The organism is Meridianimarinicoccus roseus, from assembly GCF_003172915.1.
GTDB lineage: Bacteria > Pseudomonadota > Alphaproteobacteria > Rhodobacterales > Rhodobacteraceae > Meridianimarinicoccus > Meridianimarinicoccus roseus.
Map to the genome: position 1 here is coordinate 160,466 of NZ_QGKU01000003.1, position 26,621 is coordinate 187,086.

At 66.1% G+C, this 26,621-nt stretch carries 23 protein-coding genes; 12 read left to right on the forward strand and 11 right to left on the reverse strand.

Annotation, left to right across the window (positions count from 1 at the left end):
• The first annotated feature begins 33 nt into the window (after positions 1-33).
• From DKT77_RS00980 to DKT77_RS01005, 6 genes are read left to right on the forward strand one after another with little or no spacing between them, the layout of a single operon-like run.
• Positions 34-1,737: an AMP-binding protein gene (locus DKT77_RS00980; RefSeq protein WP_238547599.1), complete on the forward strand. Its 1,704-nt coding sequence runs from the start codon at positions 34-36 to the stop codon at positions 1,735-1,737.
• Positions 1,734-3,872, forward strand: coding sequence for a cytochrome P450 family protein (locus DKT77_RS00985; RefSeq protein WP_109809874.1), 2,139 nt, complete (start codon positions 1,734-1,736; stop codon positions 3,870-3,872). The genes DKT77_RS00980 and DKT77_RS00985 overlap by 4 nt, the downstream gene beginning before the upstream one ends.
• A 23-nt stretch (positions 3,873-3,895) precedes the next feature.
• The gene (locus DKT77_RS00990; protein ID WP_238547600.1) at positions 3,896-4,168 is read left to right on the forward strand and encodes an acyl carrier protein; all 273 of its coding nucleotides are present in this window, start codon (positions 3,896-3,898) and stop codon (positions 4,166-4,168) included.
• A complete protein-coding gene (locus tag DKT77_RS00995) occupies positions 4,165-5,865 on the forward strand; it encodes a carbamoyltransferase family protein (protein ID WP_109809876.1) in 1,701 nt (566 codons plus the stop codon). The genes DKT77_RS00990 and DKT77_RS00995 overlap by 4 nt, the downstream gene beginning before the upstream one ends.
• A gap of 15 nt (positions 5,866-5,880) precedes the next feature.
• Positions 5,881-7,380, forward strand: coding sequence for an MBOAT family O-acyltransferase (locus DKT77_RS01000; protein ID WP_109809877.1), 1,500 nt, complete (start codon positions 5,881-5,883; stop codon positions 7,378-7,380).
• Positions 7,367-8,287, forward strand: coding sequence for a hypothetical protein (locus DKT77_RS01005; RefSeq protein WP_109809878.1), 921 nt, complete (start codon positions 7,367-7,369; stop codon positions 8,285-8,287). Before DKT77_RS01000 ends, DKT77_RS01005 begins: the two co-directional genes overlap by 14 nt.
• A gap of 29 nt (positions 8,288-8,316) precedes the next feature.
• On the opposite strand, the gene DKT77_RS01010 is transcribed toward DKT77_RS01005, so the two are convergent.
• Genes DKT77_RS01010 through iolD form a run of 4 tightly spaced genes read right to left on the reverse strand, consistent with a single transcriptional unit; the run spans position 8,317 to position 12,859 of the window.
• Positions 8,317-9,150, reverse strand: coding sequence for a class II fructose-bisphosphate aldolase (locus tag DKT77_RS01010; RefSeq protein ID WP_109809879.1), 834 nt, complete (start codon positions 9,148-9,150; stop codon positions 8,317-8,319).
• Positions 9,147-9,989: a 5-deoxy-glucuronate isomerase gene (locus tag DKT77_RS01015; RefSeq protein WP_109809880.1), complete on the reverse strand. Its 843-nt coding sequence runs from the start codon at positions 9,987-9,989 to the stop codon at positions 9,147-9,149. The genes DKT77_RS01010 and DKT77_RS01015 overlap by 4 nt, the downstream gene beginning before the upstream one ends.
• Before the next feature lie 3 nt (positions 9,990-9,992).
• Complete coding sequence (gene iolC, locus DKT77_RS01020; RefSeq protein WP_109809881.1) at positions 9,993-10,994, reverse strand: 5-dehydro-2-deoxygluconokinase; 1,002 nt, start codon at positions 10,992-10,994, stop codon at positions 9,993-9,995.
• A complete protein-coding gene (gene iolD, locus DKT77_RS01025) occupies positions 10,994-12,859 on the reverse strand; it encodes a 3D-(3,5/4)-trihydroxycyclohexane-1,2-dione acylhydrolase (decyclizing) (RefSeq protein WP_109809882.1) in 1,866 nt (621 codons plus the stop codon). Before iolD ends, iolC begins: the two co-directional genes overlap by 1 nt.
• A 122-nt stretch (positions 12,860-12,981) precedes the next feature.
• On the opposite strand from iolD, the gene DKT77_RS01030 reads away from it, so the two are divergent.
• The 3 genes from DKT77_RS01030 to DKT77_RS01040 are packed head-to-tail and all read left to right on the forward strand — an operon-like array spanning position 12,982 to position 16,137.
• Positions 12,982-14,094: a Gfo/Idh/MocA family protein gene (locus tag DKT77_RS01030; protein WP_109809883.1), complete on the forward strand. Its 1,113-nt coding sequence runs from the start codon at positions 12,982-12,984 to the stop codon at positions 14,092-14,094.
• 2 nt (positions 14,095-14,096) lie between these two features.
• A complete protein-coding gene (locus tag DKT77_RS01035) occupies positions 14,097-14,993 on the forward strand; it encodes a TIM barrel protein (protein ID WP_109809884.1) in 897 nt (298 codons plus the stop codon).
• Between the two features lie 10 nt (positions 14,994-15,003).
• Positions 15,004-16,137: a Gfo/Idh/MocA family protein gene (locus DKT77_RS01040; protein WP_109809885.1), complete on the forward strand. Its 1,134-nt coding sequence runs from the start codon at positions 15,004-15,006 to the stop codon at positions 16,135-16,137.
• Here DKT77_RS01040 and DKT77_RS01045 read toward each other — a convergent pair.
• Positions 16,134-17,138 carry a LacI family DNA-binding transcriptional regulator gene (locus tag DKT77_RS01045; RefSeq protein WP_109809935.1) on the reverse strand — a complete coding sequence of 335 codons (1,005 nt, stop codon included), beginning with the start codon at positions 17,136-17,138 and terminating at the stop codon, positions 16,134-16,136. The two genes, DKT77_RS01040 and DKT77_RS01045, sit on opposite strands and share 4 nt — an antisense overlap.
• 169 nt (positions 17,139-17,307) lie before the next feature.
• Between DKT77_RS01045 and DKT77_RS01050 the strand changes: the two genes are divergently transcribed.
• From DKT77_RS01050 to DKT77_RS01060, 3 genes are all read left to right on the forward strand, one after another.
• On the forward strand, positions 17,308-18,258 hold the full coding sequence (locus DKT77_RS01050) for a sugar ABC transporter substrate-binding protein (protein WP_109809886.1): 951 nt from the start codon (positions 17,308-17,310) through the stop codon (positions 18,256-18,258).
• 99 nt (positions 18,259-18,357) lie between these two features.
• Entirely contained in the window at positions 18,358-19,476 is a 1,119-nt protein-coding gene (locus tag DKT77_RS01055; RefSeq protein ID WP_109809887.1) for an ABC transporter permease, read from the forward strand.
• Between the two features lies 1 nt (position 19,477).
• Positions 19,478-20,272: an ATP-binding cassette domain-containing protein gene (locus DKT77_RS01060; RefSeq protein ID WP_109809888.1), complete on the forward strand. Its 795-nt coding sequence runs from the start codon at positions 19,478-19,480 to the stop codon at positions 20,270-20,272.
• An 84-nt stretch (positions 20,273-20,356) separates the two neighbouring features.
• On the opposite strand, the gene DKT77_RS01065 is transcribed toward DKT77_RS01060, so the two are convergent.
• The 6 genes from DKT77_RS01065 to iolG all read right to left on the reverse strand — a co-directional run bounded on the left by DKT77_RS01065 (position 20,357) and on the right by iolG (position 26,572).
• Entirely contained in the window at positions 20,357-21,016 is a 660-nt protein-coding gene (locus DKT77_RS01065; protein WP_109809889.1) for a hypothetical protein, read from the reverse strand.
• Positions 21,017-21,018: 2 nt separating this feature from the next.
• Positions 21,019-22,419 carry a selenium-binding protein SBP56-related protein gene (locus tag DKT77_RS01070; RefSeq protein WP_109809890.1) on the reverse strand — a complete coding sequence of 467 codons (1,401 nt, stop codon included), beginning with the start codon at positions 22,417-22,419 and terminating at the stop codon, positions 21,019-21,021.
• Positions 22,420-22,540: 121 nt separating this feature from the next.
• Positions 22,541-23,383, reverse strand: coding sequence for a DUF6544 family protein (locus DKT77_RS01075; protein ID WP_109809891.1), 843 nt, complete (start codon positions 23,381-23,383; stop codon positions 22,541-22,543).
• 132 nt (positions 23,384-23,515) lie between these two features.
• Positions 23,516-24,328, reverse strand: coding sequence for a 5-deoxy-glucuronate isomerase (gene iolB / locus DKT77_RS01080; protein ID WP_109809892.1), 813 nt, complete (start codon positions 24,326-24,328; stop codon positions 23,516-23,518).
• A 12-nt stretch (positions 24,329-24,340) separates the two neighbouring features.
• A complete protein-coding gene (locus DKT77_RS01085) occupies positions 24,341-25,501 on the reverse strand; it encodes a phytanoyl-CoA dioxygenase family protein (protein WP_109809893.1) in 1,161 nt (386 codons plus the stop codon).
• 57 nt (positions 25,502-25,558) lie between these two features.
• A complete protein-coding gene (iolG, locus tag DKT77_RS01090) occupies positions 25,559-26,572 on the reverse strand; it encodes an inositol 2-dehydrogenase (RefSeq protein WP_109809894.1) in 1,014 nt (337 codons plus the stop codon).
• Positions 26,573-26,621: the final 49 nt, after the last annotated feature.

The window sequence follows — 26,621 nt, forward strand, 5'->3', positions numbered from 1 at the left end:
CATACTGCCCTCCAACGCCGGATGAGACTGACAATGACCCTTCCGTCCCTCCCTGTTGCCATCGCGGCCGCCCTCGACGCGCGATCACAAGCGCCGGTCATGGCCTTCGTTCGGCGGCGCGGCGATGATACGGTGCTGACCGGGTCCCAAATTGATGCCGGGGTCGCGGAACGGGCCGCGTTGTTGCGCGACTGGCTTGGCGTGGGGCGGCGCGTCGTGCTGGCGATGCCGAAGGACGTCGAGTTCACGCTGCTCCTGCTTGCGTGTCTGCGAGTCGGCATCCCTGCGGTCCCGGTTGCGGTGCCGCGTCGGGGCAGCAAGCTCGACCGTTTTGCCCATGTGCTGCGCAACTCGGGCGCTGCGGCGGTGCTGTGCGCACCCGAAAGCCGACAGGCGATCGAAGAGGCGATGCGCGATGTGCCGGACTGTCCTTGCGTATGCGTACCTCTTGTGCCGGGCGCGTTGCCGCCACCCGGAGGAGCAGACGCACGCGGCACCGAAGCGGTTGTGCAATACACATCCGGATCCACGCAGGCGCCAAAGGGCGTCCGCATCACCGGGGCGAACATCCTGGCCAATGCGGCGCTGGTCGGGCGTGAGTGGACGATGGACAGCCGCGCCCGACTCATAAACTGGCTGCCGCACTACCACGACATGGGACTGATGGGGGGGATACTCTACCCGCTTCTGTGCGGCGGCATGTCGGTGCAGATCCCTTCCGCGGATTTCATTCGCAGCCCGGCTCTCTGGCTGGAGACCATCAGCCGCTACAAGGGAAATTTCAGTGGCGGCCCTGCCTTCGGCTTCGCGGAAGTGATCCGCCGTGTGGCTCCGCCCGCACTTCAGGGTCTTGACCTGTCAGGCTGGTCGCGCGCCTATTGTGGGGCCGAACCCGTGCCCGCCGATCTCGGCCCGCGTTTTCACGCCCATCTGGCCGAGACCGGCCTGCCGAGCGAAGCGTTCTTCGCCTGCTACGGCCTTGCCGAGATGACACTGTTCGCCGCCGGGGTGCCTGGCACCGGGCGGATCGACAGCGCCCGCAGCTGCGGCACTGCAGGGAGCACGACTCTGCCCTGCGGGATGTCTGAAGCGCTGCGCGACACAATTCGCATCGCGGCGCCCGGCAGCATCAAGGCCCTGCCGGACGGCGAGGACGGCGAAATCCTTCTTCGCGGGCCATCGCAGGGCGCGGGGTACCTGTCGCTGCCAAAGGAAACGGCGGAAACTTTCAACACCGGCCTGGAAGAGAACACCGGCGAAGAAGGAGGCGCACCGCGCGGGTGGCTCAGGACCGGCGATCTTGGCCGGATCGACGCCGCCGGTTTGCACATATCTGGACGGATCAAGGACATCGTCATCTGCCACGGGTTGACCATCGCCGCGCCCGAGATCGAACGCGTCGCCTGCCTTGCGCATGGCGGACTCGACCCGATGGCCGCCGCGGCCTTCGCGCCCGATCCGCTGGTGTCGGGCAAGGCCGTTGTCGTCGCCGAACGGAAAGGGCGCGGCACCGGTCCGGACAGCGATACAGCCGCCTTTGCGGCCGCGGCCCGCGCCGTGATCGGCGAATGGGGGCTGGAACTTGCCGAGTTGCTTGTCGTTCCGCGCGGTCGGCTGCCGCGCACCACCAGCGGCAAAATCCGCCGCGCAGCAGTCGCGGCTGCATGGCGCAACGGAAACCTGGACGGTCAGCCAGCGACGGAGCCCGCAGCGGCCCCGGTCCAAGCCGCGCGATGACGGACGCGCCTAAACGCACCCGCCTGCCCGGCAGGCATCGGATCGACGCGCCAGACACGATGCGCGCGGTGTTGCTGGGCGCCGATTTCAACACGTGCCCGTTGCTGCCCTATCTCGACGCGCTGCGCGAACATCACGGGATGGAGCTTCCTCATTTCCGCGCTTTCGCGCGGTACGGGATGCTGTTCCAGAACGGGGCGGACCACCTTGCCATGAAGCGCGCAGTCGCGCCTTTCCTGACTGCGCGGCGGATCGCAGACGCGGAGCCGCTGATCGACGCCGGGATCGAGGCGGCGCTGGCCCGCTTGCGCGACAGCGCCGAGGCCGACCTTTTTACCGGGTTTTGCGAGCCGGCGGGAATCCCGGCGCTGCGCGGGCTAGCCGGTCTTACCGGTGGCACCGACGCACAGGTGCAGACGCTGCTGAACGAGACGCGTCTGCTGGCGCATGGCGGCCTTAGCCCAGCCCGGATCCAGGGAATCGAGGTCGCTATGGCGACACTCGACGGGTTTCTCGCGCCAGCGGGTCAGGACGAGAGCACGCTGGTGGAGCACCTGCGCACCGCAACCGGAGACGAAGCGATTTCCCGCGCCGGCGCCTTGGCGGCGGCAATGGCGGCCCATTCCATGGTTCAAACGCTTGCGCGGTCGGTCTTCCGCCTGCTGCTGACGGACCCGCCCGGATGGCGCTCCATCGCCGACAACGGCCTTTGCGATGCGGCTCTTGACCGGATCCTGCTGCGCGACACGTCGAGCAGGATCGTGTTGCGGATCGCGGCACGGGACACGGCCGCGGGGAGTTGCCCGGTCGCATCGGGTGACACGGTGGTGCTGGATGTCGCGGCAACGAACGCGAGACACCTCACGCAAGCGGCACGCGGAACGGGGGTTGTCTTCGGCATCGGCCCGCACAAATGCCCGGGCGAGCATCTCGCTCGCGCCTTCACCCGCAGCGCCCTGCCGCGGCTGGCGCGCGCCTTTCCGCGCGCTGCGCTGCACCGGGATCGGGTCAAACACTTCGTTTCGCCGATGGTGCGATATCCAAGCGTCCTTCCCGCGGAACTTAAGGGGCGAGACAGGCGGGTCTCGTCGCGTATGGTCGAGGTGCTGGAACCCGGCACGGCACGCCGCCTTGTCAACGACGATCGCAGCTGGGGACCGCCCCCTCTCGACACACATCTGCGCGCAGTGCAGCAACACACCGGCACCGAACTTGGCCCCGCGATCCGCATCGCGCGCAACGCGATGTTCTTCATGTCCGGCCCGCGCCACGCGGCGGCACGGCGCGAGGTCGCCGCAGTGCTGGGCGGCAATCGGATTACCGCCTGGCAGCCACTGATCGACCAAGTCATTGCTGACACGCTCGACACGCTGGCGGAGCGGCCCACGCCCGACCTGATCGCGGATTTCGCAGACCCATTGTTTCGCGGGATCATGCAGCCGTTGCTGGGCGTGCAACCAAACGATCGTGCCGTGTTCGACGCGGAAGCGCCCCTGCTTCAGGATGTGTTGGAGCCTTGGCTGCCGATGCGGTCGCTACTGGAGTTACAGAAGGTGTTCGACCGGTTGCTTGGCGCGATGCAGGATCCGAAAGCCCTGCCTGGCCAGCCGCAGCCCTTGCTGGGCCATCTGCTCGCGCGACCGCCGGAGGACTTCGATGCCGACGACTGCAAGGCGTTGGTTCTGGTGCTGTACGGTGCCAGCTTCAACCTGGTGCATACGCTCGGTAACGTGCTTCATCACTTGCTCGCCGTTCCCGGCGACAGGCCCGATATACCGTCATCGGCGCCTGACCGCGCCGCGCTTGTGGACGGGCTGATTGCCGTCTGCGCCTCGCCGAAGTACATCTATCGCGTGGCGCGCGAGGACGGCGCGGTGAACGGGATCAAGCTGCGCCGGGGCGACACGCTCCGCGTACAGCTTCTGTCGGTGAACCGCGACGCCGGTACAGGGCATCTCGCCTTCGGACACGGGCTGCACCGCTGCGTCGGCGCCGCTGCGACGCGGCACATCCTGCGGGCGGCGCTGCCTGCCCTTTTCGAGCGGTTCCCGGGCCTTGACCTCATTCCCGGCGCGGAGCGGTACCACGATATGACCCAGACGATCGCGCCCAGCCATCTACCCTGCACTCTTTGACCCTGATGGAGCCTGACCGCAACATGACCGACCCTACCGCCACTTCCGACGCCGCCGCCGCCCGCGTTGAGCCTTTCCTGATCGGTGCCATCGCGCGCTTCACACGACAGCCCGTCGAGGCAATTGCGCCGGATTCGGTCCTGGTCGATCTTGGACTGCAATCGATCGATGCCGTGCTTCTGTCAGGCGAGGTCGAGGATCATTTCGGTATCGAACTGGACCCATCGACGGTCTTCGAGCACGATACGCTCGATAGTTTCGCGCGCGAGATCGCCCGCAGGCTCGACGCCGCATGAGCCAATGGTATCTCGGCCTGTCGACTTCCGGGCACGACCCTGCGCTTGCGCTGGTGGACGCCGAGGGTACCGTGCGCTTCGCCGAGGCGACCGAACGTTTCCTGCAGGACAAACGCGCCTGGGGCGTAACGCCCGACCATGCTCCCCATCTTGGAGCCGCGCTCGACGAAGCCGGATTTGACCGCGACCGCGACACGCTGCGCGTCGGCACCAGCTGGGCGTCGGTCAAGGGCGCGATGGGCCGTCCGCCGCATGACGCGCTGCTTAGCGGTGCCGACACGCTCTGGATGCAGGCGGTGCAGACGCAGATGCAAGCGGCGGCAGGACTGTCCCTGCTGCGGCTGGGTCTTGCGCGGGAACCGGTGGAACCGCTGCGCTTCGACCACCACCTGTGCCATGCGGTGACCGCCGCCTGGTTCGCCCCCTGTGACGATGCGGTCTGCGTCGTGCTGGACGGAGAGGGTGAGGTCGGCGCGGTCAGCGCCTTCGACATGCGCGCGCGGCGGCTGACCAGACGCTGGCGGTCATGGGGGCCGGGCAGCCTTGGCACGTTCTATGGCTGGTTGACGGGCCTTTGTGGTTTCGACTGGCGCGCGGGCGAGGAATGGAAAGTCATGGGGCTGGCGGCCTTCGGTCAGGTCGATCCCGAGCTTGCGGCGCGGATGGACGGCATGATTGCGGTGGACCGAGGGCGCCTGCGCTTCGCCGACGAGGACATGCTGCGCACGGCGGACGCGCTTTGCCGCCCCTTTGGCCGAGACCCGGCGGAACCGGTAGAGCGCGCCGCCGACCTCGCCGCCACGGGACAGGCTGTATATTCCGCATTCGCGGACCGGGTGATCGGGTCGTGCATGGCCGACGGCGCGGCAACGGACCTGCTGCTGGCAGGGGGCTGCGCGTTGAACTCATCCTACAACGGCACTCTGCCAGGCCGCCATGGGATCGAGCGGTTGCACGTGCCCCCGTGTCCAGCCGACGACGGCAACGCCATAGGCGCGGCGCTGCTGGCCTATATGCACGAAACCGGGACCGACGCTGTGCCCCGAGGCGATGGCAGCCCATTCCTGGGCCACATGGCGCGGACACGTACGCTGGACAAGATGCGCGCCTCCGCGAAAGGGTTTGTGATCCGTGAGACTGGCGGAATGGGTGGGGCCGCGCGCGCCGTTGCCGGATGCCTTGCAGAAGGTCGCATCCTGGGCGTGATGCGCGGCCGGGCGGAGTTCGGGCCGCGCGCGCTTGGCCATCGATCGATCTTGGCGGACCCGCAGCAAACCGGGATGAAAGACCGGATCAATGCCGAGGTGAAAGGCCGCGAAGCTTACCGCCCCTTCGCACCTGCCCTGCGCCTCGCCGACACGGCGACGTGGTTCGGGCGGTCCGTCCCGTCGCCCTACATGTCGCTGACCCTGCCGTGGCTGAGCGACCGCCCCGCCCCGGTGGCCGCGACGGTGCACGCGGATGGTACTGGGCGTTTGCAGACGGTGGAGCCGCACACGGCTCCGTGGATGAGCACGCTTCTGGGTGCGCTAGAGCAGGCGACAGGTGTTCCGGTAGTTCTGAACACCAGTTTCAACATCATGGGCAAGCCTATCGTGCACAGCGTCGAGGACGCGGCTGGAATGCTGATGACCAGCGGTCTCGATGCCATCCTGGTCGAAGACACACTGATCGAGAAGCCTCTTGCAGCCAGCTGACCGTCCTGACTGAGCATGGAATTCCTGTCTGCCGCATTTCTTCTGGGGTTTCTGCCCGCCTGCCTTGGCGGGTTCTTCCTTCTGCGGCATCTGCGGCCCGGCGCTTGCACCGGTTTCCTGGCCCTTGCGTCGCTTGGGTTCCTCGCGGCGTCCTCGGCGCTCAGCCTTGCGGTGATCCTTGTCAGTGTCCTCGTCAACCGCGCCTGCGGTCTCGCGATGGCGCGCTGGCCCGTCGGGCGAACCGCTGCCCTGCTGGTCGGCATCGCGGGAAACATCGGGGCCATCGCGTGGTTCAAGTTTCACCCCGTGCCCTTGGGCGACAGCGCATCGGCGATGCTGGTGGTAGGCATGCCGCTAGGCCTGTCATTCTATGCCTTCAAGCAGATCACTTACCTGATCGACCGGCATCAGAACCGCGCGCCGGACCTGACGCTGCCGGACTATCTGCTCTTCTCGGTGTTCTTCGCACATCTTCCCGCCGGCCCGATCACACCTTACCGCCGCCTGCAGCCACAGATCGCCGCGCTGGCGCGCCAACGCATCGACCCGGCGCAACTGCTTGCAGGGCTGGCGTTGATCGTGCTCGGCGCGGTGAAGTTCCGTGTTCTGTCCGGGCAGATCGCGGGGCTGACCGTGCCGATCTATGCGGCGGCGGAGCGCGGGGCAGCCCTGTGCCTTCCAGAGTCCATCGCGGGCAGCTTCGGTTTCCTGCTGGAGTTGTACTTCAACTTCTCGGGCTACTCGGACATGGCAATTGGACTGGCGCTGCTGTTCGGGCTGCGTTTGTCGCCAAATTTCGACAGTCCTGTCCAAGCCCGCCAACTGGGCGACTACATCCTGCGCTGGCACATGTCCTTCATGCAGTTCGCGCGCGACTATGTCTTCGTCTACCTTCAGGCGGCGCTGACGCAAATACTACCGCTCCGGTCCGCGGTGCGGCGGCGGGTGGCGGCCTGGGGCATTGCCATTCTGGTGACCTACGTGCTGGTGATGCTCTGGCATGCGGCCAGCTGGACGGCGCTGGTGATCAGCCTGCTGACTGCCGCGGCGGTGGTCGCTGCGGGGCTGGCGCGGATGCGCAGCCGCGCTTGGGAAAAAGGTGACGGTGTCCTGCGGCGGATCGGCGGGCACCTTGTCTGTCTGTTCTTCGCCACCGTGACCATCGTGTTCTTCCGCAGCGGCGACGCGGGCACCGCGATGCAGATCTTCGAGGGTCTGACACGCTGGCCGGGGGTGCCGCTGCTGCTTGGCGGACCCGCTCCAGTTGCCGAGGTTTGCCCGGTCCTGTCGGGCACGCCATCGGATCTTGCGCTGCTCGCCGTGCTGGCGGCAGCCAGCGGGATCGCGCTGCTGGCACCCAACACGATGCGCTTGTTCGGGCTCTTGCCCGCACGCCCCGGCGCGCCGGTCTTCCGCCCGACCGTACCGTGGGCGATCGCGCTGGGGCTGCTGGCGTGGCTGGCCTGGATCGCGGAGGCACCGTTGTCGGGCGGAGTGATCTATGAAGGGTTTTGAGCCACTGCGGCCTGTACTGTTCGCTGCGCTTACGCTGATGGCCTTCTTTGCCGCGACGGTATTTGAAAGGTTGATAATCGGTGCAGCAGACGTGCTGAACGACGCGGGCGCCCGGATGCCTGCGCATCAGGGTCTTCCGCGCACGCTGCACCGCTTTCCGGCGCTGGCGGATCGCTGGCTGGAGAACACGGCCCGAGCGGGCGAGGCCGAGACCTGGATCCTCGGCACGTCAATCAGCCTGTACGGGTTCGATCCATGCCGGGTGGCGAATGCGGCCAGCTACGCGCGCTCCGCCGCGCAATTCGGCGACATGCTGGACTGGGCGACGCGTGCGGCCAACGCCAATGACCATGTCCGGACAATCGTCTTGGAACTTTCACTCGGCGAGATCACGGCACCCGCCCGGGACGTGCTGGGCAACCGAGCGGCGCTACTGGCGCTGTCGCTTCGCAAAATGGCAAGCGGTCGGGGCGACGACCCTGTCCCACCCGGCGCGGCCAGGGCTGTGTCCTGCGCAAGCCCGTTTCCGGACGCCGATCGCGACCTGAGGCAGTTACCACTGCTCTCGCCAAGCGAAGTTTTTTCCCGCGCCGAAGCTGCTGCGCAGCGATCCGAAAGGCTTGCAGACTGGTGCGCTCAGGCGCCGGGCAGACGCATCGTTTTCCACCTGCCACCGGTGAACCCGGCCGCGATCGCCGCCCAGCCGGACCTGCGCAGCACGCTGGATGCCCTCAGGGCCTCGCTGGAGAGCCAAATCGGTTCGCTCGCACGCCGCCATCCCGACTGCCGCATGGCTTTCCATGCGCCGGGAGCGGCGGGTAGCCACCCGCGTGATTGGCAGGATGCCGTCCACTTCCGCAGCGATTTCGGAACAGGTCTGCTCAAGAACATGCTGGCCGCGCCCTGAAAGACCCCGTGCCAACTGCCGCGCGCGGGTCAGCCTGCCGGGGCCAGGGCCCGCAACACGCCGCGCGCGGCCTTGCGCAGGTCGGGTTCGGTGCGCGACAAAATGGCGACCCGGTCAAACGCGTCGGGATCTTCTGTGACCGCGCGGCGCAGAGAGGCGCCAAATTCCATCCGCAATTCCGTGCCGATGTTGAACTTGCAAATCCGGCTCCCCCGCGCCAGCGCACTGCGCTGCGCCACTGGCACCCCCGAACCGCCATGGATCACCAGCGGAATGTCGGTCACCGCTTCAATCGCCCGGATGCGCGCCTCGTCCAGACCGCCCGCGCCGCGCCGCTGCAGATGTGTATTACCAGCCGAAATTGCCATCGCGTCCACACCGCTGTCCCGCGCGAAGATCGCGGCTTCCTCGGGGTCTGTACCCAGCGATTCCGCTCCGGCATCATAACCCACGAAGCCGATCTCGCCCTCGCAGGACACGCCGGCGGCCCGCGCCAGTTCGGCCACCCGCGCCGTCGTGTCGATATTCTGCGCTAGCGGCAGGCGCGAGCCGTCGAACATGACCGAGGTGAACCCGCTGTCCAGCGCCTCGCGGCACTCCTCCAGCGTATATCCATGGTCGAGATGCGCCACCACGGGAACCGATACCCGGTCCGCCAGCGACCGGAACATCGCGCCCAGCACCGGCAGCGGCGTGTGCTTGCGGCAGGACGGTCCCGCCTGAAGGATCACCGGCAGCCCCTCGTCTTCGGCCGCATCTGCGAAGGCGCGCATGTCCTCCCAGCCGAGGGTCACCAGCCCTGCGACCGCGTATCCCCCTGCAAGCGCCGGGGCCAGCACCTGTGTCAGCGTTGCGAGTGTCACTTGAACTTCGCCACCATGTCGAGGATTCCGGGGATCGTGTGAAGCTGGGCTTTGTGCGTTTCCTGAAAGTTCTGGACGAGACTGCGCTGGGTCAGCCCGCCGAGGATCGTGAAATAATACATCTCGTAGCCGGGCAGCACGCAGCAAGGATGATACCCACGGTCGATGCAGATCGTGGAGCCGTCCACGATGTGGTAGGCGTCGCCCGGGGTGCCGTCCTCGCGCTGGAGCATCTGCAGCCCCGATCCGTAACTCGGGCGGAACCGGAAATTGTAGGTCTCGTCGTGGCGCGTCTCGTGCGGCAGGTTGTCGGTGTCGTGCTTGTGACTGGGAAAGCCCGACCAGCCACCTGCGCCCACGGTGTAAAGCTCGGATACCAGCAAGCGCCCCACCCGGCCATGCTGCTGCTGGCCGAGGATATGCTTGATCTTGCGGTGCGTTTTGGTGTCGTCGGACCCGTATTGCACCATGTCGATCTCGTCAGCCCGCACGGCGAAAGGCTCCAGCACCTCGTCGAACCGAGCGCCCGCGACGAACACCTCGGCACTGTCGCTTGTGCATGTGATGCGCGCCTCGGCGCCGGTCGGAACGTAAACCCCCTCCGGCTCGCCGTCCCAGACATCGACACCGCGCCCGCCAAGTCCGGCCGCCGTGAAGCCGCCGACCGACACGTCGACAAGCCCTGTGGCCGGCACGATGCAGGTTTCGTATCCCTGCACGGCATAGCCATAGCTTTCGCCCTTCTGCAGCTTGACGATGTTGAAATAGTTGAGCGGCACGCAGGCATCGTCGGCATCGACGATCGGTCGGTTTCGGTTGTCGAACGGGGCGATGTGCATCGGTTATCCTTCGGGGCTGTGCGCGACAGGCTTCGGCGCGGGATGGGCGGCGAGAAACGCGCGCAGGTCTTCGGTGTCCGGCATAGCGGGGGCGCAGCCGGGGCGTGCGACGACAATGGCGGCGCAGGCCGATCCGCGCAGCACCGCCTCTTCAAGTGGGCGGCCGCCGGTCAGCGCGGCCAGCAGGCCGGCGAGAAAACTGTCGCCCGCCCCGGTCGGCTTCAGCGGGTCGACATCGAACACGCCGCTGCGCGTCTCGGCTCCGCCCGCAAGTGTGATCGCACCCTCCGGGCCCATCTTGTAGATCACCAGCGCTGCGCCGTCGGCTGCCAGCGCACGCGCCTTCGCCAGCCCTCTGTCGATCCCGCCGGCCATGAAACCGAATTCCTCGTCGTTGGCGACGATCAAGTCCGCGAGCGCCCCGGCGCGCGACAGAACTTCCTCGGCAACCTTCGGCGACGGCCAGCTGTAGGGGCGGTAGTCCACATCGAAGATCACCGGCAGACCGGCGGCGCGCGCCCGAGCGAAGGCGTGGAAAGCCGCCTCGCGTGAGGGTTCGGCCGCGAACACTGTGCCTGCGGTGACCAGCGCATCGAAGCGGGCGAAATCAACCGCGTCAACATTGGCACGGGTCATCTGGAAATCCGCCGCGCCATTGCGGTAGATCACCGACTGGTGGTCCTCCACACGTGTTTCGTAAAGCGCAAGCGAGGTGCGGTATTCGCCGGTTACGGTCGTGACATGGCGCGCGTCCACCCCGTAGCGGGCCAACTGGTTGCGGCAGAACCGGCCGACCGCGTCGTCCGACACGCAGGTCAGCAGCGCCGCCTGCGCGCCCAGCTTGACCAGACCCGCCGCAATGTTCGCGGACGAACCGCCCATCGCCACACCCATGCTTTCAGCATGTTCGATGGCGCTGCCGGGCGGTGTCGGTGACAGGTCCATTCCGACCCGACCCATCACGAGGTAGCGCCCGCCGCGCAGCTTTTCAGCCAGTGCCCACATCACACGCCCCGGCGCTGACGGGCGCGCGCAGCCTCGATCTCTTTGTGCTTCTCGCGCACCTTCGGATGGGCGCTGACCTCAGGGGTGCCGACTTCCCACCATGTGTGGCCTTGCGCGGTCCAGCCCTCGTAGGCATCGACTGTCATTACGATTACGCTGGTGCTGTCGGCGGCTTTTGCCTCCGCGAAGGCAGTGCCAAGCTGCTCGGGCGTATCCACATGTACTGCGCGCGCGCCCATTGATGCAGCATGGGCGGCGAAATCCACCGTGAAGGGTTCGGGTATGGTTGGCGTGTCATTGAACAGATTGTTGTAGCTTTCGTTGCCGGTGTTGTTCTGCAGTTTGTTGATGACCGCGAAGCCGCCATTGTCCAGCACCAGCACGATAAGTTTCTTGCGGGTCAGCACCGACGAATAAATGTCGGAGTTCATCAGCAGGTACGATCCGTCCCCGACGAACACGATTGTGTCGGCATCCGGTTCGTCCTCTGCCTGAGCGATGCGCGCGCCCCAACCGCCCGCGATCTCGTAGCCCATGCAGGAAAACCCGAACTCCACGTCGACCGTGCCGATATCGAGCGTACGCCAGTTCGCCGTCACTTCGGCTGGAAGCCCGCCCGCGGCGGTCACCACCCGGTCGCGCGGTCCGCACAGCGCGTTCACGACGCCGATTGCCTGCGCGTAGGATTTCGGCCCGTTGCCGGGCGCGACATTGCCCGCGACATAAGCGGTCCATTTTGCGCGCTCGGACTGCGCGAAGGCGGTCCAGGCTTCTGGCGCGCGGTAGTCCGGCAGCGCGGCATCAAGCGCCTCCAGCCCCAACTTGGCATCGCCCACCACCGGGAGCGACAGGTGCTTGCCCGCATCGTGGCGCGCAGCGTTGACCGAAATCAGCCGCGCATCACGGTCGAAGGCCGTCCACGACCCAGTCGTGAAATCCTGCAGACGCGATCCGACCGACACGATCACGTCCGCCGCCGCTGCCACCGCGTTGGCGCTGTCCGATCCGGTCACACCGACCGGTCCGATATTCAGCGGATGGTCATCGCGCAGGTTGGCGCGCCCGGCGATGGTTTCGATCACGGGAATGCCGCGCGCCTCGGCGAAGGCGGTCAGTTCGGCAACGGCGCCGGAATACTGCACCCCGCCGCCCGCGATCAGAACCGGCCGCGCGGCGCGGCCCAGCAGAGCGGCGGCTTCGGCGACCTCAGCGGTGTCGGGCGCCTGGCGGCGGATACGATGGGTGCGATCTTCGAACAGCGCGACCGGATAGTCATAGGCCCAGCCCTGCACATCCTGCGGCAGCGCGATGAAGGCCGGGCCGCAATCGGCCGGGTCGAGCATTGTGGCAAGGGCGGACGGCAGGCTCTGGATCACCTGGGCTGGGTGGGTGATCCGGTCCCAGTAGCGGGTGACAGCCCGGAATCCATCGTTCAGCCCCAGTGCTGGATTGCCGAAATGCTCGAGTTGCTGCAGCACCGGGTCGGGCAGCCGCGTCAGGAAGGTATCGCCGCACAGCATTAGCATCGGCAGCCGGTTCGCGTGGGCCAGCGCCGAGGCAGTCAGCAGGTTCGCCGTGCCCGGCCCCGCCGACGCGGTGCAGAACATGAAGCGTCGGCGAAGGTGATACTTGGCATAGGCCGCCGCCGCAAAGCCCATGCCCTGTTCGTTCTGCCCGCGGTACAGCGGCAGCGTCGCGCGATGATCGTGCAGCGCCTCGCCTAGGCAGGTGACGTTGCCGTGCCCGAAAATGCCAAACCCACCGCCGCACAGGCGGCGTCTCACGCCCGCGGTTTCGATGAACTGTGCGTTCAGGTAACGGATGATCGCCTGCGCCGTCGTCAGGCGGATCGTGTCGTCGCTCATGGGCGGGTCTCCCTTCCGGCGTGGTCGCGCGCTGCCGTTCCGCAGCTTTGCGCTTGACCGCTTTCCGGTTGGCACGATAGCAGTGTTGCAACCGGTTGCAACCGGATTTTGGGAGGACGGCCATGCGGGAAATCGGGATCGGGCTGGTCGGCGGCGGCTACATGGGAAAGGCGCATGCCGTAGCCTACAGCGCCGTAGGCGCGGTCTTCGACACCCGCCTGCGTCCCCGTCTGGAAATGGTCGCCGCGTCCAGCCCCGACTCGGCCGAACGCTACCGCGCGGCCTATGGCTTTCGCCGGGCGGCGCCCGACTGGCGAACATTGGTGGACGATGCGGCGGTGGAAGCGGTGGTAATCGCCGCGCCGCAGGCCACTCACCGCGTCATCGCCGAAGCGGCTTTCGCGCTTGGCAAGCCGGTGTTCTGCGAAAAGCCGCTGGGCGCCTCGATCGCCGATGCCGAGGCGATGTGCGCCGCCGCCGCAGCCAGCGGTGCGGTCAACATGATCGGCTTCAACTATGTGCGGACCCCGGCAACCCAATTCGCCCGGCGCCTGATCGCCGAAGGCGCCATTGGCGAGGTGACTTGGTTCCGCGGCGAGCATAGCGAGGATTTCCTGGCCGATCCCGACACCCCGGCAAGCTGGCGGACCAGCGGCGCGCCGAACGGCACGTTGGGCGATCTTGCGCCGCACATGATCAATGCCGCACAGGCGCTGCTGGGGCCGGTGCAATCGGTCATGGCCGATATCGAAACCGTGCACGCGGCGCGCGGCGGCACGGCGGTTACCAACGATGACCAGGCCCACATGCTGTGTCGTTTCTCGGGCGGCGCGATGGGCCACATGTATTTCAGCCGCGTGGCGACCGGACGGAAGATGGGCTACATCTACGAGGTGTCCGGCACGCACGGAGCGCTGCGCTTCAATCAGGAAGACCAGAACAGCCTGTGGCTTTATCGCGCCGAGGGTCCGCAGGCCGAACGCGGCTTCCGGCAGATCCTGACCGGGCCGGAACATCCGGATTACGCAGCGTTCTGCCAGGGGCCGGGCCACGGCACCGGCTACCAGGACCAGATCATCATCGAGGCACGCGATTTTCTGGAAGCCGTGGCCGACGGTGTCAGTCGCTGGCCGGACTTCACGGCGGGCCTCGACGTGGCGCGGGTGATCGACGCCGCACGCCAATCCCATGCGCACGGGCGCTGGCAGCCCGTCGCCTCACACCAAGGAGCCTGAACGTGACGATCCAGATCGGCAATGCCCCCTGTTCATGGGGGGTCGAATTCGCGCAGGACCCGCGCAACCCGGACTGGCGGTCCGTTTTGCGCGACGCGGCGCAGGCGGGCTATCGCGGCATCGAACTTGGGCCGGTGGGCTTCATGCCCGAAGATCCTCCGCAGGTCGCCGACGCGCTGGCCGAACATGGGCTCGAGCTGATCGGCGGCGTGGTATTTCGTGCCTTCCATGACCCGGACCAGTGGGACGACGTGCTGGACGGCGCCGTGCGCACCTGCCGGGCGTTGAACGCCCACGGGGCGCGGCACCTCGTGCTGATCGATTCTATCTCGCCGCGTCGGGCCCCCACTGCCGGACGCTGGGATGCGGCCGAGAAGATGGACACTGCCGAATGGACAGCCTTCCGCGACCGCATCGCTCATGTCGCGCGCATGGCAACGGAAGAACACGGCCTGACGGTGGGGATTCACGCCCATGCTGCCGGGTTCATCGATTTCGAACCTGAACTTGACCGGCTACTGGACGAGGTGGACGAAAGCCTTCTCAAGATCTGCTTCGACACCGGCCACCATTCCTATGCAGGCTTCGATCCCGTGGCCTTCCTCGAACGGAGGGTTGGGCGCGTCAGCTACATGCATTTCAAGGATATAGACCCTGAAGTTAAAGCGCGTGTGGTCGCGGACGGCACCGGTTTCTACGACGCGTGCGGCCAAGGCATCTTCTGCAATCTCGGCGATGGCGACGTGGATTTCCCGCGCGTGCGACAGATCCTGCTGGACAGTGGCTTCGACGGCTGGTGCACGGTCGAACAGGACTGCGACCCGACGCTGCCCGGAACCGACCCGCTGCGCGACGCAACGGTCAACCGTGCCTATCTCACCTCCATCGGGTTCGACTGAAAGGGCTGCCATGCAACGACTCAACTGGGGCCTGATCGGCGGCGGCGAAGGCAGCCAGATCGGCCCGGCACATCGGCTTGGCGCACTGGCCGACGGACATTTCGCGCTGGCCGCCGCTGCACTTGACGCGGACCCGGCGCGCGGGCGCGACTACGGGGCGCGACTCGGCATCGCGCCGGGCCGCGCCTATGGCGACTGGCGCGAGATGCTGGCAGGCGAACGCGGGCGCGACGACCGGCCCGAACTTGTCACAGTCGCCACGCCAAACAGCACGCATTTCGAGATCACCAAGGCGTTCCTCGAGGCCGGGTTTCACGTGCTGTGCGAAAAACCCATGACGATGACCGTCGAAGAGGGCGAGGAGATCGTAAGGATCGCGCAGGCAATGGAACGGATCTGCGCGGTGAACTACTGTTATTCCGCCTACCCGATGGTCCGCGAGATGCGGCACATGGTAGCCAGCGGAACGCTGGGACGGTTGCGGTTGATCGTGGCCAGTTTCAGCCACGGCCACCACGGCGACGCGGCGCAGGCCGACAATCCGCGCGTGCGCTGGCGCTACGACCCGGCGATGGCGGGTATCTCAGGCCAGTTCGCCGACTGCGGCATCCACGCGCTGCACATGGCATCGTTCATTGCCGGTGACGAGGTGGAGCGCCTTTCGGCCGATTTCGCCTCCACCATCGCGTCGCGAGCGCTGGAAGACGACGCGATGGTCAACTTTCGCTTGTCAAACGGCACCGTGGGACGGCTTTGGACCTCTTCCGTGGCGATCGGGCGCCAACACGGGTTCGACATTCAGGTGTTCGGCGAAACTGGCGGAATGCGGTGGGCCAGCGAACAGCCAGGACAGGTGATGTATACCCCGTTGGGCGGCCGCACCCAGATCATCGAGAAGGGCGAGGCCGGGCTGTCCGAAGACGCAACCCGCCTCAGCCGAGTGGCCATCGCACATCCCGAAGGCTTCCCGATGGCGGTGGCGAATATCTATGTGGATCTTGCCGCAGCGATCCGGGGCGAGCGCACGGGCGCGCTGCCGCTGGCTGGGGACGGGCTGCGTTCTATGGCCGCCGTGCATGCCGCCGTGGCATCGGCCGGGCAACAGGGCGCCTGGGTGGACGCGCGCCCGCCAATGTTCCGCTAGGGCGTCGGAACGGGGCGCAGCGTGCCCCGTTCGATTACCTCGCAGGGGAAAAGCCGCGCTTCGGGAATGCGGGCAGGATCGTCCAGCATGGCTACGACGAGTTCGATGCAACTGTCGATAATCTGCTGGATCGGCTGGCGGATGGTCGTCAGGTCGAAGTTCTGCCAGCGCGCCATCTGCATATCGTTCAAACCGATGATGCCAACGTCGTCCGGCACTTTCAACCCGCGGGTTTGCACTGCGCTGAGCGCGCCGATCGACAGCACATCGTCGCCGCAGAAATACGCCTCCGCGCGCTTACCATCGAGCAGGCGCAGCATCTCGGCCCGCCCCGCATCGAAGGAATAGGCCGCGGCGAAACTATCGCTCAGTGTCAGGCCCGGCACATTGTCAAGCACGTCGAAGAAGCCGCGCCGCCGGTCGAGGGTGGATGTCGCGTCCTCGGGACCGCCGAGGAACCCGATCCGGCGGTAGCCGCGTGCCAGTAGCGCCCGCGCCGCCATCCGACCGCATTCCACGTTGTCGATCCCAACCACATGAACCCGGGGCGCGCTGGCGAACCGGCCGAAGGAATGGACCACCGGCACCCCGGCATCGCGGAACGCGATGGCGAATTCGGGCGGCAGCGTGGACGAGGCGACGATCACGCCATCGACCGAATACTGCCGCACCAGCCTGACCGAGTTGGCCGGGTCCGTTTCGTCCGTCAGGTTGACCAGCAGCGGGCGCAGGCCGCGCTCCTGAAGGCTCCGGGTGAAGCGGTCGAACACCTCGAGGAACACCGGGTTGTGGAAGTTGTTCGAGATCAGCGCAATCAGCTTGGTGCGCCCGGTGGTCAGCGACGAGGCGAGCGCATTGGGATGATAGCCCAGCTCGCGCGCGGCCTTTTCGACCTTGCGCCGCGTCTTGGGCGACACCGACGCCCCGGCGGTAAAGGTCCGCGACACGGCCGAGCGCGACACTCCGGCCCGTTCGGCGACCTCTTTCAATGTGACCGGCACGCGCCCGGCTCTCCCCTGCTGTTCCACATGTCCAGTAAGACAGCTTTCGTCCAAGCTGAACAGAATATTTTGCAACCGGTTGCATTGCGTGGTTTCCTGTGCTTCTCTTTGCGCGTGCGGAGAACGTTCCGTTCGAAAAGCAAGAACAAGACCTGTCTGGGAGGACACGATGAAGAAAGTTGTGAAGTCGCTCGCGCTTGGCGCGGCGGTGCTTGCCGCCCCTGTCCCCGTCCTGGCCGAAGCGCATGGCAGCAGCCTGACCTATGTTCTGGTCAGCCACGCGCCCGACAGCGACAGCTGGTGGAACACGATCAAGAACGGCATCGCGCTGGGAGCCGAGCAGATGGGCGTCACGGTCGAATACCGGAACCCCCCGACCGGCGATCTGGCCGACATGGCCCGGATCATAGAACAGGCCGCCGCGTCCGGTCCGAACGGGATCATCACTACACTGGCCGATTTCGACGTTCTGTCCGGCCCGATCCGCAACGCGGTGGACAGCGGTGTCGATGTCATCATCATCAACTCGGGCACGCCCGAACAGGCCCGCGAGGTCGGTGCGCTGATGTATGTCGGTCAGCCGGAATACGATGCCGGCTATGCCGCCGGGCTGCGTGCCAAGGGCGACGATGTGGGCAGCTTTCTTTGTGTGAACCACTACATTTCCTCGCCCGCCTCCACGGAACGCTGCCAGGGCTTCGCGGACGGGCTGGGTGTGGATCTCGGCAACCAGATGATCGATTCAGGCCAGGACCCGGCCGAGATCAAGAACCGGGTGCAGGCCTACCTGTCGGCCAATCCGGAAACCGATGCCGTGCTGACGCTCGGGCCGACCTCGGCCGACCCTACGCTTCTGGCTCTGGACGAACTTGGCCTGTCCGGTGACATCTATTTCGGCACGTTCGATCTGGGCGAGAACATCGTACAGGGCATCCGCGACGGAGTGATCGAATGGGGCATCGACCAGCAGCCCTTCCTGCAGGCCTATCTGCCGGTCATCGTTCTGGCGAACTATCACCGCTACGGCGTGCTGCCGGGCAACAACATCAACTCCGGGCCCGGCTTCGTGACCGCGGACGGCCTGGAGATGGTCGAAAAGTTCGCCGGCGAATTCCGCTGATCCCGGCAGGGGCAGCCGCGCGAATACAGCGGCCGCCCCACCACATCCCCCGACGACCGCCAACGCCATCCACTCGGCAGACCACAGGAGCGCGGGACCATGTCCGAAACCGCATCCAACCCCGTCGACGAACGCGTCAAGCGGATTTCACCGCTTCGCCGTGCCCTCATCCGGCCCGAACTGGGCGCAATGGTCGGGACCATCGCGGTGTTCGCCTTTTTCATCCTGTTCGCGTTCGACAGCGGGATGTTCAACAGTCAGGGTGTGCTGAACTGGGCAACGGTTTCGGCGCAGTTCATGATCATCGCCGTCGGCGCCTGCCTGCTGATGATCGCGGGTGAATTCGACCTGAGCGTCGGCTCCATGATCGGCTTCGCGGGGATGATGATCGCGATTTTCGGGGTCACCATCGGCATCCCGATGTGGGCCGCGATCCTGCTGACCTTCGTTCTGTGCATCGCCATCGGCGCACTCAACGGGTTCATCGTGATCCGCACCGGTCTGCCCAGCTTCATCGTGACGCTGGCCTTTCTGTTCATCCTGCGCGGTTTCACGATTTTCCTGCCGCAACTGATCGAACGCAAGACCATCATCGGCGGCATTCGCGAGGCAGCCGAAGGTGACTGGCTCGCTCCGATCTTCGGCGGCAAGATTCTGGGCGGCCTGTTTGTCTGGCTTGGCGATGCCGGGCTTATCGCCACTTTCGAACGCGGTACCCGCGAAGGCCAGCCCGTCGTGGATGGTATCCCGATGCTGATCATCTGGGCGCTGGCGCTTGTCGTGTTCGGCCACGTGCTGCTGACCCGCACACGCTTCGGCAACTGGATTTTCGCTGCGGGCGGCGATGCCGAAGCCGCGCGCAATTCCGGCGTGCCGGTCACGCGCGTTAAGATGCTGATGTTCATGTTCACCGCCTTCTGCGCAACGGTCTTCGCGATCTGCCAGGTGATGGAGTTCGGATCGGCCGGCGCCGACCGGGGCCTGCTGAAGGAGTTCGAGGCGATCATCGCCGTGGTGATCGGGGGTGCGCTGCTGACCGGAGGCTACGGGTCGGTGATCGGCGCGGCGCTTGGCGCAGTGATCTTCGGTGTAGTCCAGCAGGGGCTGTTCTTCGCCGGGGTGGAAAGCTCGCTCTTTCGGGTGTTCCTAGGCGTGATCCTGCTCGGGGCGGTTATCCTGAACACCTATATCCGCCGCATGATCACGGGGGAGCGTTGAGATGAACACCCGCAGTAGCCACGCGCCGATCATCCAGATGCGCAATATCGAGAAGCATTTCGGCCCGGTGATCGCGCTCGCAGGTGTGTCGCTTGACGTCTATCCGGGCGAATGCCACTGCCTTCTGGGCGACAACGGCGCGGGCAAGTCCACCTTCATCAAGACCATGTCCGGCGTGCACAAGCCGACCCGCGGCGAGATCGTATTCAACGGCGCGCCGATGAATTTCGAAACACCCCGCGACGCGATGGAGGCGGGTATCGCTACGGTGCATCAGCACCTGGCGATGATCCCGCTGATGTCGGTCAGCCGCAACTTCTTCATGGGCAACGAACCGGTGAAGCGGATCGCCGGAATCAACTTCTTCGACCACGACCACGCAAACAGCGTGACCATGTCCGAGATGCGGCGCATGGGGATAAACCTTCGCGCGCCTGATCAGGCCGTCGGCACATTGTCGGGCGGCGAGCGGCAGACCGTGGCCATCGCCCGCGCGGTGTATTTCGGCGCCAAGGTGCTGATCCTCGACGAACCGACATCGGCGCTAGGCGTTCGGCAAACCTCGAACGTGCTGGCAACGATCGACACGGTGCGCAAGCAAGGTGTCGCCGTGGTGTTCATCACCCACAACGTTCGCCACGCCTTGGCGGTAGGTGACCGATTCACGGTGTTGAACCGCGGCCAGACGCTTGGAACGGCACAACGCGGACAGATCACACCGGACGAACTGCAGGACATGATGGCCGGCGGACAGGAAATGGCAACGTTGGAAGGCTCGCTCGGCGGCACAGTCTAGAGCCGCACTTCCTGCCAAGGCCACCGCTCCCGATGCGCCCAGCCTGCCCTGCATGGACAGATCTGGCGCGGAGTTCGAAGGCTATCAGTGCCCGACAAGCAACGAGATCGCGCCGACCAGCATAAGGCTCAGAGCCCAGACCACGTCTAGGTTGAACCAGCTGCGCGACAGGAACCGCAGGCCGAACCAGCGATGCACCGCGACGGCCAGCGCGCCCCCGGACAGGGTCATCGCACCGGTGTGCAGCACGGCAACGCCCGCCGCCAGCACCAAGTTTCGTCCCATCAGCGTTGCCGCAGCGGCATGTCCCGCCTCGGGTGGGCCGGACGCGCAGATGCCAAGGTAGATCGGCACCAGCATCAGCCCCGCCCCATGTGCCAGCGCCGCGAGGAAGGACCACAGCGCCAGCCGCGACGGCGGGACACGCGCCAGAAACCGCGGATGCCGCCGGTTGATCAGCAGATAGACGCCAAGGCCGATCACGAGACATGAGGCGACTATGCGAATTTCCTCGTGCCACGCCGCGATGAACATGAGCGCGGCGAAGGGAAACAGGATCACCGCCATCGCCAGAAGATGCCCCGCCGCCAGCGCAAGAAGCGCGCGGCGCAGGCTTCCCGGCGCGCGGTCCATAAGCGCGGCGGACACCGCCAACGGCCAGCCCATACCCGGGTTGATCCCGTGATATACACCCGAGGCCACGACAGCCCCCCAAAGGGCCGCCGCGGTCTGCGTATCCGGCACCCCTAGGCGGACGGGTAGCAGAAACTGTCCGTGGAACAGTCGCCGCCCTCAAGCCGGATCTGGTGGCTGCGATAGCCCTTCGGGAAATCGACATAGAAGTCCTTGTCCAGCTCCAGCCCGCCGTCGGCCCCCACATGGGCCATCACCATTTGCCCGCCTCCTTCGCCGGGATAGAACTGATCGTCCCAAGTTGAATAGAGCGAATTCGTCCAGTAGACGCGCTTGCCGTCGCGGCTGATCTCCACCATCTGCGGGCCGTAGGCGAACGGCTTGCCGTTCGGATGCGGGGTGCCGCGCGCAATACCGCCCAGATCGACCTTGCCGGCCAGCTTCGGGGCCATCGGGTCGGAGACGTCGTATTGGTGCATCTCACCCAGTCCCCAGCAGGCGACATAGAGATACTTGTCGTCGAGGCTCAGGTCGATATCGGTCACCAGTGGCGGCACCGCGCCGAAGCCCTGCAGGAGTGGCGGAAGGTTCTCGGGGGCTTCCGGCCGCGGGTCGATGGTCAGGGTCTTCTTCGCCTCGAACGTGCCATCGGGCTTTTGCCACCAGGTAAAGATGGCACCCTGCAGGTTCGTGGTGTCAACGACCACACCGCAGAAGCCGTAGTCCTTCGACGGGTCATGGGCCGGCCGGATCTCCAGCGCCATCTGGTGGTTGGCTCCCAGATCGATCGTCTGCACGTTGCGCCGCTCGCGCAGCTTCCAGAAATGGATCTTGTGACCGTACTTGTTGGACAGGAGGTCCTCGGGGACGATGCCGTTCTCGAATTGCGGCGGCAGGCCCCATTCACTGCTGACCATGTAGTCGCGCGGCAGGTTCCACCAGAAATCGTAGTGCTTGTCCTGCTCGCCCCTGTCCATCTCGTAGCGGCCTAGAATCTCGAACGTCTCGCAGTCCAAGATGAAGATGCCCGGAGGGCCGTCGGTGCCGTCCTCGCCACCGCCGCCCAGCGTGGAAACATAGATGCCCTCGGGGCCACAATGAATCGTGTGGGGACGCGAATAGCCGGTCTTGGCGAAGACCTCTTCGGGTTCAATGATCTTGTGGATCTTCGCGTCGCGCGGTTCTTTCACGTCGATGACGTAGATACGCGATGACCGGATGCCCGGCACGATCAGGTATCTCCGTTCGAGGAACGCATGTCCGCTCAGCGGCGACAGCGAGGACGAGCAGGCGTTCCAGCCGAAATGGTGAAACTCGTCGCCCTTGTTCGGCATGATGACCTGATGGACGATCTGTCCAAAAGTTGGCGAGGACGGGTCGACATCCACGACGGCCACGCCGTCGGGCTGTGACCCGTCGGGGCTTAGCATCAGCGTGAAGGCCAGCGTTTCCACCGGCGCCTGCATCGCCAGTTTCGGCGAGGCGTGAAACGTCGGATCCGGTCTAAGATTCATCCCTGTGTTCTCCCTTGGCAGTCCCTGCGCATCCCGGCACGGGGCGCATGGCAACCCTGCCACAGATTTCGCAATGCGCCTAAATCATTTGCATGTCGCGAACGGCCCGGTGCGGTGCCGATCAGGGCGAGGGGAAGCGTATCTCTTCGACATCGGCCAAGAAGAACGGGTAGTAGGCTGGTGTTCCGAACATGTTGCCGGCTTCCACGTGGAACGGCAGGCAATACCCCTCCACGTCACGGAAATCCGACATGACGGCGCCGAAGGGCTGAAGCCGATACTGCCGTTCGGGGTTCGCATCGCTCCACCGCTCGAAGTGCACTTCGACGGGGCGGCCCACCGCGTCCAGCCGCACATCGACCGACTGGCACAGCTCGCCCCGGCCGACCGTCACGCGGGCGGTGTCACGCCCTGCCGCCTCCCAGCGCACGCCCGGGCGCGGCAACAACGATGCTGGCGCCCAGATCACCGCCTCGGCGACGAACCGTCCAAAGGCCGCGCGAGCATGATCGCGAGTGCCGCCCAGCCGCGCAACGGGGATGAGGCCGAAGATCCTGAACCGGGTCCAGCGGCCAGTGTCCGACCCGGACAACGGCATCCCCCCGCGAGTTCGCATCGCCCAAACGAATCCATCCGGCGCCGCGAGAATCTGGCGCGCTGTCATCGGGCGGTAGTCCGGCCGTGCCTGCGTGCCGAGGCTGAATTGCCCGCTCATGGCGATCTGGGTGACGGGCAGCAGCGGCGTGCCGGGCGCAATCGCGTGAAGAAAGTAGCGTCGGGCCTGTTCCGGAATGTCGGCGACCAATGCGGCAGAGAAGTGCGCCGGGGCAAACGGCTGCAACCCGGCCAGCCAGCGCCATTCCCTCGCTTCGGCGCGCCGGTCAAGGATCCGCAGCACGGCAAGGCCGACAAGAACAAGGCCGCAAAGGACAGCAAGACCGACAGGAACGATTGCGAAGGACATGGCCCGACACCGTGTTTATGCCCGGGCCCAACCATCGCGCCACGGGCCGCGTTTCCACATGACTTGGATCAAGACGCCCCACGCCGCGTGGCCACCGACCACGTCATGACCGCTTATCGTGCGGACGCCGGTTCAGCTATCTCGGTCGAGGATCCACGCGACCTCGGGCGCTGGCACGAAGCGCCACTTACGCAACGGCCCGGCCATCACGTTCAAGTAATACATCTCGAACCCGTAGGGTGCGCCGCAAGGATGGTGGCCGCGCGGGACGAGGACCACGTCGCCATCGCTGACCGCCATGGTAACATCGAGGGTGCCATCGTCCGTATAGACCCGCTGCACCCCGAAGCCGTTTGCCGGATTCAAGCGGTGGTAGTAGGTTTCTTCAAGATAGGTTATTCGCGGGAAGTCGTCCTCGTCATGGCGGTGACTGGGATAGGACGACCAATGGCCCGCCGGGGTGAACACCTCGGTCACCAGCAGGCTGTCGGCGCAGTCGAGGTCCTCCATCGCGATGTTGTTGATGTGGCGGGTGTTGGTACCGTGCCCGCGCTCCGTCAGGATGATGCCATCAGGGCCGATCCGCCGCGGCGGGTGGCCGCCCCGCGATGGCGCCGTGCAAACCGCGATGGTGCAGTCTGTTACCGCTTCCGCCTCCCAGCCGGTGCCGCCGGGCAGGTACAGGCAATGCGGCGGTGTCTTTTCAAACACGTCCATCCGGTCGCCCAGCACGCCCCAGTCTCGTCCCGCGCCGTCGATCCGGGCATGGCCCTCTACCATCACGAGGATAACCTCGCGGTCACCGGTGGCCTCGGCGGCCGTTTCCCCGGCCCGCAGGCGGTAAAGCGAAAATCCGACATGGCGCCAGCCGGCCGAGTGCGGCGTGATCTCGTGCACCTTGCCATGGATTCCGTCGGGTTTTCGCAACAGGTCCGGCCGGGTCATCGTCGGCTCCTTTCAGGGGCGGCGGCGCGCCTCGTGTGCGGACAGTTCGCCATCAAGAGACGCTGCGTCAAGGCCCGCCTGCAGCGCGCGGGCGAACAGCGCCGCCTGGGTTTCGGGCGCAAGCCCGCCCTCGGGGGGATCGGTATCGAGGTTTGTGGGAAAGCTATAGCCCTCAGCGCAGGCGGCAATGGCCGCCGCGACCTGTCCCGGCCCCATCCGCCCGGCATCGCGCAGATCCTTCAGCGCTGGGTAGAGCGCACGGCACATCGCCCCGCGATCCACCACCTCCATCGCGCGGCCGAACGGCGATGAGACCTGAAGAAGGTTCGCCATGCGGTCGATGTCGGCGCTGTCGTTGGCGCCCGCGCCGTGGAACAGCGCCGGGTTGAAGAACACCGCATCCCCTTTGGAGAGCGGCAGTTGCACGCAACGCTCCTCGAACAGCGCGGCGAAAGCGGAGAGCCTATAGGCAAGATAGCCGGGCCGGAACAGCTGACTGAAAGGCAGCAGCCGGGTCGGACCGCTTTCCACCGGCATGTCGCAATGCGCCACCGCGCCCTGCAGCGTCATCGCCGCCGACAGATCGTGCACATGCGCCGGAAAGCGCAGCGCCATGTCGGCAGTCTGGAAGCCGAGGTGATAGTCCCGGTGCGGCAGTTGAGGCTTGCCGCCCGGACGCACGAGGTTGACCTGCGCCGTCATCTGGTATCCCGGCCCGAGCCACGCCTCGCAGACCGCCGCGATGACCGGATTGCCGAAATAAAGCGCGAAGGTCGCCGGATCGTTCATGCACAGCTTCTGCAGCGCGTTCCACACCCGGTCATTGGCTCCGGAGGCGGCGAAATGATCGGCCCCGCCGCGCCCTTTCTCGTCGGCGATGATCGCTTCGAAGGCGCGGGTGGCCGCGTCGATGGGGGCAGTGTCGGCATAGGCGCCGCGCAGCACCAGAACCCCGGCTCCCTGCCCCAGCACGTTGGCCCATTCGCCCATGAGCGCGCGGCGGGCGTCCGGCTTTGCCAGCGAGGACACATGGCGCACCATGTCGTAGACTGGCACGTTCTGCGCGATCTCGTCGGCGCGGGGCGCGTCAGTTGGGCCAGTGGTCCGGTCGATCAGCCGCAGGAATGCTGCAAGATCGTTGTCCGCATCCTCAAAATAGGCGGTATCCTTCATCGCTGTTCCCTTCCGTTCTCGCTTCCGGTGTCACCTGCGCGGCGTGCCGCACCGAGGTCAGGCGCCCGCCTGGGGCATAGCATCAAGCCGCACGGCCCGCCCCGTCTGCACCGAGCGCAGGGACGCTTCGGCCAGTTCCAGCGAACGCACCCCGTCCTCCCCGGTGGTCGGGGTCGGCGCCCCGGTCCGTACTGCATCCACGAAGGCAGCGATCTCGGCAGCGTAGGCGGCAGTGTAACGCGACATGAAGAAGTTCAGCAGCGGCGGACGTGTAAAACCCTCGGCCGTGGCCAGTTCGATGTTCGCTTCGCGGTGGTTCATCGCGGCGACCGTTCCAAGCGCGCCATGCACCTCGATCCGCTGGTCGTAGCCATAGCTTGCGCGGCGCGTGTTTGTGATCGTGCATTGGCTGCCTGACGCGGTCCGCAAGATCACGTTGACGCTGTCGTAATCACCCAACTCGCCGATTGCAGGGTCAGTCAGCACCGATGCCTGCGCCATCACCGTCTCGACCTCCTCGCCCAGCAACCAGCGGGCGACGTCGAAATCGTGGATCGTCATGTCGCGGAAGATCCCGCCAGACCTGCTGATGTAGTCTGCTGGCGGCGCGCCCGGATCGCGCGAAGTCAACGTGATCATCTCGACCCGGCCGATGCGCCCCGCGTCGATAGCCGCCTTCAGCGCCCGGAAATCCGGGTCGAAGCGGCGCTGGAAGCCGACCATCAACGTGCCGTCCGCCGCCGCGACCGCGTCCACGACCTGCCGCGCCCGCGCGACATCAAGATCCACGGGCTTTTCACAGAACACAGCCTTTCCCGCCTTCACGAAGCGTTCGATCAAATCGGCATGGGTATCGGTCGGCGTGCAGATGATCACTGCGTTCACGTCCTGCGCCTGTTCGATCTGCTCGATCGTGCGCACCGTGCCGCCGCGCCGTTCGCACAGGTCCTGCGCCGCCGCCTCGACGGCATCGGCCACAGCGACCAGTTCCGCACCGGGCACGGCACCTATGGCCTGCGCGTGCACCTGCCCGATGCGCCCCGCGCCCAAAACCGCAAGTCTGACTGTCATTCCCATCCTCGTCACTGATCGCGCACGGTCCGCCGCACACTGTCTTGCA